This is a genomic window from Marinococcus sp. LNHM5E3-2.1, assembly GCF_056034365.1.
Genome location: NZ_JBQLIB010000002.1, coordinates 108,372 through 121,499, shown reverse-complemented (window position 1 = coordinate 121,499; position 13,128 = coordinate 108,372). Strand labels below are relative to the sequence as shown.

Here is a 13,128-nt window from a genome sequence, read left to right as displayed (position 1 = left end):
AAAAAAGCGTTGCGTAGTGCGACCACGCAACGCTTTTTTCTGCATGAAGAAAAGCATATAACAAAAGGGATTTTTGAAATTACTTTGCAAATGACCTTCAGAATCTTGTGAAAAAAGCCGATGGATTAAATAGGAACAAAATCGTGTGTAGGCTTAATGAATAGAAATAAAAATAGATATGCTGAAATTATCGCCGGCGGAGGAGGAAAATCGTTGCTGCATCAATTAGTTACATCCAAAACAAGATTACGGTTACTCGTAAAGTTTTTTTTATACGAGGAGGAAACGTATCTGCGAAGAATTGTCCGCGAGTTCAACGATTCGGCCAATGCGATACGTGTGGAACTAAAGCGGCTAAGCGACATGGAGCTGATCATCGGTCGCCCGGTGCAGAACCGTCGCTATTACCAGGTGAATAAAGAGCATTACATGTACGAGGACATGAACCGGCTCATCCGTAATTACGTGCAGTGGGATCAAATGCAGGAGCTGCTCGAAGAAACCGAATGGCAAAACGTTTATATGGCCTCGGAAGAGCAGCCGCCGCACGGGCTGGAATATATCGTCGAAGTAAAAGAAGAGTCATTGGACGCGGGTAAGCAGGTGCTGCTTGGGGAGAACATGAAAGCTACCTTCGTGACTTCTGATACGATACATACGATGGAGCAGACACTGATTATGGTCCACCGTTTTGGTCTCAGGAAAGCTAACATTAAGCCACAGCCTTCATAAGTTTTTCCGCTTAAAGAAATACATAGAATATGAAAACCAGCCTGCTGACAATCGTCGGCAGGCTGGTTTCTTGTATTTAATGATTGGAATTGTTTTTAGAAGCTGGCTGCACAGAGAAATATTCTGGATAATAGTTTTTATACCAGTCCACGAATTTTCCAATGCCTTCGTCGAGCGAGGTTACTGGCTTGAATCCAACCGCCTTCTGCAGGCTGTCAATGTTCGCGTACGTTGCCTGCACGTCTCCCGGCTGCATGGGGAGGTACTCTTTTCGGGCTTCCATGCCCAGGTGCTTTTCGAGGGTTTCTATAAATTCCATCAAAGCGACCGGCTGGTTGTTGCCGATGTTGTGCACGCGGTAGGGAGCGTAGCTCGTCGACGGATCAGGATCCTCGGCGTCCCACTCGGGATCACCGCTCGGAGCCGCCGGAACCAAACGCACAATCCCCTCCACGATATCATCAATATACGTAAAGTCCCGCATCATATCGCCGTTGTTGTACACCTGGATCGGCTCGCCATTCACGATTTTGTTTGCAAATTTGAAGTAAGCCATGTCCGGGCGTCCGAACGTTCCGTATACTGTAAAGAACCGGAGGCCGGTGGTCGACAGGTCGTACAGATGGCTTTACGTATGCGCGAGCAGTTCATTCGACTTCTTCGTCGCAGCGTACAGGCTGACCGGGTGATTCACCCCGTCCTCCGGAGAGAACGGCATTTTCTTGTTCGCCCCGTACACCGAGCTGGAAGAAGCATAAATCAGATGCTCCACCTGATGGTGTCGGCACATTTCCAGAATGTTAGAGAAGCCGACGATGTTGGATTGAATGTACTTATCCGGGCGCTCCAGGCTGTAACGGACGCCTGCCTGAGCGACCAGATTGATGACGGCCGTGATTGTGTATGTATGAAAAACACCCTGAAGCGCGGCAGCGTCGGCCAGGTCTATTTCATGAAAGTGAAATTCGTCGTGTTTTTCCAGACTCTCCTGTCTGCTATACTTTAAGTTCACGTCATAGTAATCATTATTGTTATCAACCTTGACTAATTCATTGCCTTCTTTTAACAGACGTTTTACTGTCTGCTTGCCTCCAAGTTCTTTATTCCTCTCACTAATATCATATGTTAACCTTCATTGTTGTTTCATGACTTTTAATTAGCATTTTTATTACTTTAATTATTTACTAGTTAAGAAAACATATCTATCATATAACAAACAAATCCTATTATGAAATAAATTTATTTTACCAATGATGAAATTAGCACGATATAACGAAATTGTTAAACTATAATAGCTTAGGGATTTTTTCCTAAAAAATTGAATTTAGCTGTTGAAATTACTGCTAGTTAAGAGGAAAATGACCTTGTGGAAAGGAGTTAATAGTGGTTTTAAAAAGCATGAAATATGTACTTAAGTTACATATTCGGATAGTTAAGGTATAATAATTTAATGAATTAACTCATTGAGAGAAAAATTATAAATGAATGGTATTCATTTAATATATGACTCTATTAACTTTTTGCTCTAAAAAATCTAAAAATTTGTTTTGGGAATTTATTATTATTTACATGAAGGGGTAGAGAAAACCATGGGGTTAAAGCAGAGGCTGCTAGCTTTAGTTTGTTTAGATTCAGCTATTGTAATTTTTTCAATATTTATCTGTAATTTTATACTAGCAGCAAACATACGCCCAATAGATAATATTTTAGTTGTGAGTTCTATAATTTTATTAATAGTACATCACGTTTGCGCATACTATTTTAAACTCTACAAAAAAGCATGGGAGTATGCGAGTGCAAAGGAAATTAAATCTATTGTGTATGCTGTTACTATTTCAATAGTTTTTACAGGATTAACACAGATAGCTGTATTCCAAGAACTTTATTTGCGAACATTGATAATGACTTGGATGGCCCATGTGATTTTAATAGGTGGCTCTAGGATGACATGGCGTCTTTATAGGGATGCTTACATTACCAATAATAAAGACGGAAAAAAGACATTGATCGTAGGCGCGGGTTCTGCTGGAACGATGGTAGCTAGGCAGTTGAAACAAGAAGCTAGTTCTGGTCTCCTGCCAATTGCTTTCTTAGATGATAATTCATCAAAACAGGGATTGGAGATTATGGATCTACCGGTTTATGGAGGAATAAAAGACGTAAAAAAAGCAGTAGAAAAATTCTCCATTGAACATATTATTATTGCGGTACCCTCATTAGAAAGTGAAGAATTAAACCAAATAGTCAATGTATGCGCTGAGACAAAAGTAAAAACTCAAACGCTGCCGCGTATGGAAGATATTATGCTTGGTAAAGTAGAAGTCACACAATTTAAAGACGTAGATGTTGAAGACTTGTTAGGTAGAGAACCTGTGAAATTAGATGTAGAGGGTATAGCCGATTCAATTTCCAATAAAAGAGTATTAGTTACAGGGGCAGGAGGCTCCATTGGTTCAGAGATATGCCGGCAGATTGCGCGTTTTTCACCGGAAGAAATTGTGCTGCTTGGCCATGGAGAAAACAGTATTTATACTATTGAAACGGAGCTTAGGAATAGTTTGCCTAAATTGAACGTTTCTACGGAAATTGCCGATATTCAGGATAAAAGCAAACTTATTCAGATTTTTAAAAACCGGAAACCACATGTCGTTTTTCATGCAGCTGCTCATAAACACGTGCCACTCATGGAACGCAACCCGGAAGAAGCAGTGAAAAACAATGCAATAGGTACTAAGAACACAGCTGAAGCTTCTGACTATTCAGGGGTTAATACATTTGTAATGGTCTCTTCTGATAAGGCTGTAAATCCAACAAGTGTTATGGGGGCAACGAAACGCTTAGCCGAAATGATTGTCCAACACATGGATACGGTCAGCAAAACTAAGTTTGTAGCAGTACGTTTTGGAAACGTGCTTGGCAGTCGTGGAAGTGTTATTCCTTTATTTAAAAAGCAAATTCAAAACGGTGGCCCTGTAACAGTTACAGACCCCGAAATGGTACGCTATTTCATGACGATTCCAGAGGCTTCCAGACTAGTTATACAGGCGGGGGCTCTTGCGAAAGGCGGAGAAATCTTTGTACTAGACATGGGCGAGCCTGTGAAAATAGTAGACCTTGCGAAAAACTTGATTAAGCTTTCTGGTTACACTGTAGATGAAATTGGTATTAAATTCAGCGGCATTCGTCCAGGAGAAAAGATGTATGAAGAACTTCTTAGTAAAGATGAAGTCCATGAAGAGCAAGTATACCCGAAAATTTATGTAGGTAAATCAAGTGAAATAAATATCGATGAAGTCATTAACTTCACTAAAAAATGTGAAAAACTAGAGAAAAACGAGATAACAAAGCGAGTTCTTGAAATTGCAAGAGGCGTGGGGGGAGAACGAAGAAACCTTTCGGCAGTCAATAAAAAGGTTAATGCGAATAACTAAAATAGATGGAAATACTTCACAAAGAAAAAGTAAAGGATGTTATCATGAGGAAATATTCAAAGTTAAAAAGGGTAATAGATTTTGATTTAACTTTAATAACTACAATCTTATTAATGCCCTTAATCGTATTACTGTCCTTGTTGATTAAATTGGATTCTAAAGGACCGGTTTTATTCAAGCAAAAGCGTATTGGAAAAAATAAAGTTCCTTTTTATATTTTTAAATTTAGGACGATGAAAATCGAAACCCCCAAAGATACACCAACGCATATGTTGGAAAATCCAAAGAGGTATATTACGAATATGGGATCATTTTTAAGAAAAACCAGCCTAGATGAACTCCCTCAGCTATTTAATATATTAAAAGGTGACATGAGCCTGGTTGGCCCAAGACCTGCTCTCTGGAATCAATATGATTTAATTGAAGAGCGTGATAAATATAAAGCAAATGATATAGAACCTGGCCTTACAGGATGGGCTCAAGTGAATGGAAGAGATGAACTGCCAATAAACATTAAAGCTCGACTAGACGGTGAATACGTAAGTAAAAGAGATTTGATATTTGATTTTAAAATACTAGTTAAAACTTTTTTAGGTGTAATTAAAAAAGAGGGGATAAAAGAGGGAAAATCTACTACAAAGAGGTGAATTTTAATAAATGAAAAAGGTACTAATTACAGGGAAGAACAGTTATATAGGTCAAAGATTAGAAGAATGGCTTAATAACCAAAATGAAAATTATGCAATCGATAAAATTAGTTTGAAAAACAAATCGTTAAAAACATTTGATTTTTCTCAATATGAAATAGTAGTTCATGTAGCCGGAATTGCACATGTTTCTTCATCGAAAAATTTGAAAAAGGTCTACTATGATATAAACAGAGATCTGGCTTTTGAAACTGCAAAAAAAGCAAAAGAAGAAAATGTCTCTCAGTTTATATTTTTAAGTAGTATCAGTGTGTATGGCGATAGTACTAGCAAACATAAAGTTATTAATAATAATACTATACCTTCCCCAAGTAATTATTATGGAGACAGCAAACTTCAAGCTGAACATTTAATAAAAACCTTAGACAGTGATTCTTTTAAGATTGCTATATTGAGACCACCGATGATTTACGGGAAAGATTCTAAAGGTAATTACCCTAAGTTATCGAATTTAGCAAAAATAACGCCTTTATTTCCAGATGTAGATAATAAGCGCAGCATGATTCATATAGATAATCTTAGTGAATTCATAAGGCTTATAATAGATGAAAAAGAAAGAGGAACTTTTTTTCCTCAAAATAAAGATTATGTTAAAACAAGCGATATGGTAAAGTACATTAGAAAAAGTTATGGAAAAAGAACTATTTTAACAAAAGTTTTTAATCCTTTAATAAAATTGTTAGGCATTAAAGTTCCTTATATAAATAAAGTTTTTGGTAATCTCTTTTATGAAAAAAGTTTAAGCGAGTATAAGTATAATTATCAAGTAGCTAACTTTGAAAAATCTATATTTTTAACTGAACTGAGGAAATAAACATATGATCTCTAAAAATGATCAACAAGTAAAAGAAGAATTAGTTTCTATTGTAATGCCGGCATATAATTGTGAAGAATATATAGGTGAAGCTATAAAATCAGTGACTGCACAAATATATGAAAATTGGGAGCTTATAGTTGTAGATGATGATTCAAAAGACAAGACTGTATCAGTAGTACATAACTTTATAGATGCAGATTCGAGAATTAAGCTTTATTGTTTAGAAAATAATAGTGGTGCTGCAGTTGCTAGAAATAAAGCCGTAGAGCTTGCGAACGGAGTCTACATAGCTTTTTTAGATAGTGATGACGTATGGTTTCCAAACAAACTTGTAACCCAAGTTAATTTTATGAAAGAAAACGGTTATAGTTTTACGTGTACAAAGTATTCAAAAATTGATGAGCAAGGAGAAGAGCTAAATATAGAGATCGATACTAGACCTGTATTCAATTATGAAGGCTTATTAAGAAGATGCCCTGGAAATTCTACAGTAATGTATAATTCTTCAGAATTAGGTAAATTTAAAGGCCCTGAAATATTAAAAAGAAATGATTATGCAATGTGGCTTCAAGTTATAAAAAAAGCAAAATACTTATATGGGCTAGAGAAGAAACTTTCTAGTCATAGAGTTAGAAATAACGCCCTATCGAGCCAAAAAACAAGCTTAGTAAAATATCATTGGAAAGTTTATCGAAAAATTGAAAAGCTCTCTTTATTTCATTCGATACTTCTTATAATATTTTGGGTATTTGTTACAGTTTTTAAATTAAGGTAATTTTAAATATCTATAAAACTTAACTATTGGAGAAAAAATTATGAAATTATTATATTTATGTACTTATTACCATAGAGCAATGATTTTTAGAGATTCTATGGATAGGCTTGAAAAATATGGTCATGAAGTAAAGGCCTTTAATGCAGTAGTTAAAGGTGCAAAAATAGATGAAAAATACAGTCATATAATGGATCAAAAGGTCATACATAAAGAATGTTTTAATAAAAGAGATCGATTTATTTTTCACTTAAAACAAAGAAAAATATATAGAGCGATGATTAGATATTCGCAGCCTTCTAAGTATGATCTATTGCATTCTCACACATTATTTAATGGGGGCTACGTAGCTTTATTAATTAAAAGGTCTTTGGGCGTTCCATATGTAGTTTCTGTGCGTAGTACAGATATGAATGTATTTTTAAAAGTACCTTTTTTTAAAAGAATTGCCAATAAGATTGTTAACAACGCTTCTGGGATAGTTTTTATTTCTCCAAGTTATAAAAAGAAGTATCTGGACACTCATGTAAAAAAAAGTTTACAAAAAAACATAGAAACTAAAAGTATTGTAGTGCCAAATGGTGTGGAAGATTTTTGGTTAAAAAATAAAGCAGAACCAAAAACCCTGGATAACAAGAACAGTATAAATATATTATGCGTAGGCAAGATTGACAAAAACAAAAATATTACTACTACAATAAAAGCAATAGAAAAATTAATTCATGAAGGCTATAAAGTTAATTTTACGGTAGTAGGCCAAGTGAAGGATAAAAGTATTTTAAAAGAAATTAAAAAGTTTAGTTTCGTAAAAGTATTATCTTATTTAACGAAAGAGGAGTTAATTGAAGTTTACAATGATAGCGATATATTTGTTATGCCCTCTATTACAGAAACATTTGGCCGGGTCTATGCTGAAGCCATGACTCAAGGCCTTCCTGTGATATATACGAAGGATGAAGGGTTCGATGGGTTGTTTGAGGACGGTACAGTAGGTTATGCGGTTCCGAGTAACGATCCTGAATATATTGAAAAATGTATAGTGAAGATAGTAAATAATTATGAAGAAATTTCTTACAATTGTGTAAAAAGTTCTGACTTCTTCGATTGGAATAATATTACTAAAAAGATGGAAGAATTCTATAAAAATACTTTAATGGAGGAGTCTACTAAATGAAAATTGGATTAATAACTTTCCATAATGCGTTAAACTATGGCGCTGCCTTACAAGTGTTTGCGACTCAACAAGCTATTCAAAAAATGTCTGGCGTTGAATGTGAAGTTATAGATTACGTGAACGATCATAGAAAAAATGCTTATAATATGAGATACCATATATTTGAGGAATTAAAGAAGAGAAATTTCGGAAGTGCATTGAAGTTTCTTGTTGGCAGTATTTTTATGAGTACGAGAAGAAAAAGATTTCAAAAATTTTACTCAAAAAAACTTAATACTACGAAAAAAAGATATACTACTAATAAAGCATTAGAAAAACTTAATAATAAGTATGATAAATTTGTGGTAGGTAGCGATCAAGTTTGGAATTATACGCATAATGGGAAGGATTTTGCCTTCTTTTTAAATTTTGTGCATAATTCGAATGAAAAAATCTCCTATGCCTCAAGCTTTGGTTTAGTCGATATTCCAAATGAGTTAAAAAATGATTATGCTAAAAATTTAGAAGAGATCAAGCATCTATCCACGAGAGAAGAGTATGGGGTCAATTTAATCAAACAATTAACTGAAAGAAATGCTGAGCATGTTTTAGATCCAGTATTTTTATTGAGCAAAAACGAGTGGATAAATATATTGGAGGAAAAAAGCCAAAAGAAGAATGATTATATTTTTTCATACACTAACCAGCCTGGACAACTTGAGGAATTTATTAATTTAACTAATTACCCTGTTGCTAAATATAAAATACATAAATTAACAAGAAACCTTACAGTAAAAGATTTTATTAGTTCTCAGACCAAAGTCGCTTATTCTATGTCGCCTACTGTGTTTATTGGTACAATTCTTCATTCTAACTTAGTAGTTTCTGCTTCTTTTCATTGTATAGCTATGGCTATTATTTTGAATGTTCCTTTTGTAGCAATATTGTCAGGTGATAGTGGAAGAGATGAGAGAATAATAAATATTCTAAAGATAACAGAATTAGAAGATCGAATTTTAAGCGAGGATATGACAGTTAACGATGTAAATAAAAGTATAAACTTTAAACGTGCAGAGCATAATTTAGAAGCACACAGAAATAAATCTATAAACTTTTTGAAAAGCTCTATTTACAGTGATTAAATAATTTAAGAGAAGTCTTTACCTATTTATCAGATTATTAGCGAAAAATTTTACGCTGAAATTACTAATAATCGCAATGAGCTGGAAGGGTGTTATGGTGCAAATATTATATAATGAAAATTTAAAGAAATACACAAATGTTAAGATAGGAGGGACCGCAAAAATAATGTATTTCCCAGAAAGTAAAAAGGAATTAATAAACTTAATTAATGAACTTGAAGGAAAACATTTTTATATAATAAGCGGCGGCTCAAATATCTTAATGAATGATCAAAAAGAGTACGATAATGTAATTTCATTAAAAAAAATGGATAAAACAATAACTCATTTAGGCAACGGAGAGTTTTTTTCAGGAGCTTCAGTTGGAGTACAGAAACTAATTAATGAAATTAATAAAGAAGGATACTATGGCATTGAATATCTTTTTTCGGTACCCGCTTTAGTTGGCGGAGCTATAGTTATGAATGCAGGGAGGGGAAGGGTTTATAACGAGTGCATAAGTGACTTTATTGAAGAAGTGCACGTTTATCATAATGGTGCTACTAAAGTTTTAACGAAAGAAGAATGTAGGTTTTCTTATAGAGATTCTATTTTCAAAAATAATGATTATATAGTTTTAGGCGTTAAATTCAAATTTGTTACAGAACCAAAACAAACAAAGAAAGAAAGAATGGAATTCAGTAAAAAATACCAAGATTACAGTGCAAGTAGTTTTGGTTCAGTTTTTTGTGCACACGATCGAAAAATTATGTATATAGTAAGATTGATACATCCGGGTTATAAAAATGGAATAGCTTTTTCAAGTAAAACTTCAAATTGGCTTTTAAATAAGGGTGAAGGCACTTACTCACAAGCAATTACATTAATAAAAAGAGTACAATTAGTTCATAAATTGTTTGGAAAAAAAGCTAAACCAGAAGTAATTATTTGGAAATGAAATTTTTATTTAAAATAAAACAATTTCTTGATTGGGTTGGATAATTTTGATTTATCTTCTGCTTTTAATATTAGTCTATTTTCTCAGTATGACTGATTCAAAAAACATTAATAAAATTGATATTACATTCTTTTTACTATTGGCACTTATTTCTGGTTTGAGATATGGAGTAGGAACCGACTTTTTTACTTATCAACGGTATTTTGAACTTATTAATTTTGGATATGAAGTTCCAGCAGAGCCAGGCTTCATATTTTTAAGTGACTTTATCTCGAATATAGGTTTAAACAGTCAAGTGATGTTTCTAAGTTTAAGTTTTTTGACTATGTTATTTATATACAAAGGACTTATTTTTTATAGCCGTGATGAATACATATACAAACCTGTATTATATTTAATATTGTTAATTTTCGTTTTCATTCCTTCGCTAAATGTAGTTCGACAAATTTTGGCAGCAGCTATTATTTTCTATGCTTCCAGGCATATCATCAATAAAAATTTTATCAAATTTAGTGTTTGGGTATTAGTGGCTATGTTATTTCACTATAGTAGTATTTTATTTTTTGGTTTATACTTTATTGCTAGAATGAATTTTAAAAAAATCACTTTACTTTTAGTTTTGTTGGGCACGTTTTTATTGACCAATTTAGGAATTACGACTATTCTTTTAGAATTTATTTTAAATAACTTACCCTTTTTAGATCTTGGGGGTTACATTGATAATTATATTGCTTCAGACTATAACGAACGAGAAATCGATTATGGTATTGTATTTTATATTAACCTACTTTTATTGATTGCTTTCATTTTATTGAAAGATATAGTAATTAGAACTACAAAATCAATTGTAGCTTTCAATTTTTTTTATTTATATATATTGAGTTATATTCTGTCTATGGACGTCCCTATGTTTACCAGGTTAACTTACTTTTTTAGCATCTATATGGTATTAATTATTCCTAAATTTGTATTATTGTTTGAAAAAGATTCGCAAAAGATTGTGGAGTATATAATATTGACTCTCTACACTCTATTATTTTTATTTACTATTTTGAATGGCATGAGTAATCCAGAAAATTCCTACTTTATACCTTATGAAAGTAATTTTAATTTAAGATACTAAAGATCATGTTCCAAATCTTAGCGATGATTTGAAATAAACTGTGAAAAAGAGGGATTGAGATTTTAATTTCTATAATTATTCCGCACTATAATTCTTTTGAGATGCTTAAGAGATTATTAAGTTCTATTCCTAATGATGAAATGATAGAGATAATTGTAGTAGATGATAAAAGTGATTTAAAAGCAGAAAATTTTCTTGAACTAAAAAGAAACGAAAATAATCGTAATGTATACGTTTTAGAAAATACTACTACTAAAAAAGGTGCAGGGGTTTGCAGAAACATTGGATTAGAGAGAGCTAGAGGAGATTGGTTACTTTTTGCAGATGCAGATGACTTTTTTTTAGACGGTTTTTATTCAATTATAAAAAAATATTTATGGAGTAATAATGATGTTATTTTTTTTACGCCTACTAGTATAGAGGTCGAATCAGGCGAACTATCTGACAGGCATATAAAATATAAGAATATTATTAACCAATATATTGAAAACAGAAGCAGGGAATCAGAATTGTTATTAAGGTATGAATTTCCTGTGCCGTGGTCTAAATTAATCAACTCAAAAATTTTAAAGAAGAAAAAAATTTACTTTGATGAAGTTATGGCTTCAAATGACACTATGTTTTCTGCCAAGTTAGGTTTTCACATGGAAAAATTTGAGGTATCTCGCGAAGCGATATATTGTGTAACGAAAACAAAAGGAAGTTTAATAAATAGCGTTAGTGAAAATGTATTCCAAGATAGATTAAAAGTTCGCGTTGAGTATATTCAATTTCTTAAAAAGGAATTAAGTAAAAAAGAACAAAAAATAATTAACTTAAGCGGGCGTGGGATGATGTATAATTCAATTGCATATCAATTAGGTTTTAAAAATACTATATTCACCTACTTTACTTTAAAAAAAAATAAAATAGAAATTTTTAATTATCGATTTCTTAATCCTATTTTTTCTTATAATAAAGTTAAAAAAAACTTTTTAGCGTTTAAAAAAAAGAAAAAGTTTTTAAAATGATAATCAAAGATAAAATTTAATGAAAAAGAGGTACTTTATGAAATATGTAGTGATAGTAGGGGGACAACTCCGAAATAAAGGCGCCCAAGCAATGACTTTTAAAGCAGTAGATGAAATGAAAAGAAAATATCCACAAAAAGAAATTATATTATTTGCCTCAGTTTTTAATGAGAAAGAGAAAGAAAAAGCAGCTCATTTAAACTTCAAAGTTTTAGAATGGCCATTAAGGACAAAAATGAAATTTCTTAAAGAGAATGTGAGTTTTGCTGTAGGCATAAAAAACTATTTGAAGTATTTAGTTAAAGGTCCAGGAAAAACTAAAGAAGAGCTTAAAGAAATTGCAACTATATTAGAAAATACAGATTTAATGTTAGATGTTAGTGGTTTTGCTTTATCTTCTCAACGTGGATACAATGCCACATTGAGTTACTTATATAACATAATCATTGCTAAAAAACATAATATTAGAATGATATTATTGCCACAATCTTTTGGACCTTTCGAATACACTAAAAAACAAAAAAAAATAGTGTTCCCATTGATGAAAAAGTATCTAAGTTATCCAGATGTTATTTACACCAGAGAAACCGAAGGCTTGAACTATTTGAAAGAATTCAATTTAAAAAATCTTAAATCTGCTTATGATATAGTTTTGCAGACTCGTCATGAATATAATTTATCGCACATTTATAATTTTAATGTTGTAAAAACAAAAAAAAGTGAAATTGATATTCAAAAAAATTCTGTTGCTATTGTACCTAATGAAAAAATTATGAACTCTAAAAATACTGCCAAACAGTACGAAATATATAAAGAGATAATAAATATATTATTAGCTGAAAATAAAAATGTATATTTACTTGTTCACTCAAACGAGGATAAAAAGATTTGCGAAAATATTAAAAAAGAATATAAAGAGACCGATGAAGTAATATTAATAAACGACGAGTTTGATTGCGTGCAAATGGAAGAAGTAATTTCCCAATTTGATTTCGTAATTGCTTCTAGATATCATTCGATAATCCATGCTTATAAGAAATCGGTACCTGCTTTGGTTTTTGGTTGGGCAGTGAAATATCAAGAATTACTAGAAAACTTTTCTCAAACAAAGTACTTGTTCGATGTAAGAGAAGATGTCGAAGTGAAAGAAATAATAAAAATGGTAAAATTGATGCTCCAAAACTATGGCAATGAAGTATCAATTATTGAAAAGCAAAAAAAAGAATGTGAAAACGAAAATTTATTTGATGAGATCAAAATTTAGATGGCATAATTTTAGTTAGTATGAAATCTTGTATTGGAGG

At 32.3% G+C, this 13,128-nt stretch carries 11 protein-coding genes and 1 pseudogene; 11 read left to right on the top strand and 1 reads right to left on the bottom strand.

The features are described from left to right. Positions 1-213 precede the first annotated feature (213 nt). Positions 214-732 carry a winged helix-turn-helix domain-containing protein gene (locus ACTRXH_RS04820; RefSeq protein WP_474280935.1) on the top strand — a complete coding sequence of 173 codons (519 nt, stop codon included), beginning with the start codon at positions 214-216 and terminating at the stop codon, positions 730-732. A 76-nt stretch (positions 733-808) separates the two neighbouring features. Here the strand turns inward: ACTRXH_RS04820 and ACTRXH_RS04815 are convergent. Further along, positions 809-1,849, bottom strand: a pseudogene (locus tag ACTRXH_RS04815) (NAD-dependent epimerase). Positions 1,850-2,321: 472 nt separating this feature from the next. Between ACTRXH_RS04815 and ACTRXH_RS04810 the strand changes: the two are divergent. The 10 genes from ACTRXH_RS04810 to ACTRXH_RS04765 all read left to right on the top strand — a co-directional run bounded on the left by ACTRXH_RS04810 (position 2,322) and on the right by ACTRXH_RS04765 (position 13,088). Continuing rightward, a complete protein-coding gene (locus ACTRXH_RS04810; RefSeq protein WP_474280932.1) occupies positions 2,322-4,163 on the top strand; it encodes a polysaccharide biosynthesis protein in 1,842 nt (613 codons plus the stop codon). A gap of 44 nt (positions 4,164-4,207) precedes the next feature. Beyond that, positions 4,208-4,810: a sugar transferase gene (locus tag ACTRXH_RS04805; RefSeq protein ID WP_474280930.1), complete on the top strand. Its 603-nt coding sequence runs from the start codon at positions 4,208-4,210 to the stop codon at positions 4,808-4,810. 10 nt (positions 4,811-4,820) lie between these two features. Further along, positions 4,821-5,684, top strand: a complete 864-nt coding sequence (locus ACTRXH_RS04800) for an NAD-dependent epimerase/dehydratase family protein (protein WP_474280928.1) — start codon at positions 4,821-4,823, stop codon at positions 5,682-5,684. Between the two features lie 4 nt (positions 5,685-5,688). Continuing rightward, positions 5,689-6,462: a glycosyltransferase family 2 protein gene (locus tag ACTRXH_RS04795; protein ID WP_474280925.1), complete on the top strand. Its 774-nt coding sequence runs from the start codon at positions 5,689-5,691 to the stop codon at positions 6,460-6,462. Positions 6,463-6,502: 40 nt separating this feature from the next. Next, positions 6,503-7,633 carry a glycosyltransferase family 4 protein gene (locus ACTRXH_RS04790; RefSeq protein WP_474280923.1) on the top strand — a complete coding sequence of 377 codons (1,131 nt, stop codon included), beginning with the start codon at positions 6,503-6,505 and terminating at the stop codon, positions 7,631-7,633. After that, on the top strand, positions 7,630-8,754 hold the full coding sequence (locus ACTRXH_RS04785; RefSeq protein ID WP_474280920.1) for a polysaccharide pyruvyl transferase family protein: 1,125 nt from the start codon (positions 7,630-7,632) through the stop codon (positions 8,752-8,754). Before ACTRXH_RS04790 ends, ACTRXH_RS04785 begins: the two co-directional genes overlap by 4 nt. Before the next feature lie 94 nt (positions 8,755-8,848). Continuing rightward, entirely contained in the window at positions 8,849-9,691 is an 843-nt protein-coding gene (locus ACTRXH_RS04780) for an FAD-binding protein (protein WP_474280917.1), read from the top strand. 46 nt (positions 9,692-9,737) lie between these two features. After that, positions 9,738-10,814: an EpsG family protein gene (locus ACTRXH_RS04775; RefSeq protein WP_474280915.1), complete on the top strand. Its 1,077-nt coding sequence runs from the start codon at positions 9,738-9,740 to the stop codon at positions 10,812-10,814. 53 nt (positions 10,815-10,867) lie between these two features. After that, positions 10,868-11,824 (top strand): glycosyltransferase family 2 protein, encoded by a 957-nt coding sequence (locus ACTRXH_RS04770; RefSeq protein ID WP_474281105.1) that lies wholly within the window; start codon positions 10,868-10,870, stop codon positions 11,822-11,824. 37 nt (positions 11,825-11,861) lie between these two features. Continuing rightward, on the top strand, positions 11,862-13,088 hold the full coding sequence (locus ACTRXH_RS04765) for a polysaccharide pyruvyl transferase family protein (protein ID WP_474280913.1): 1,227 nt from the start codon (positions 11,862-11,864) through the stop codon (positions 13,086-13,088). Positions 13,089-13,128 lie beyond the last annotated feature (40 nt).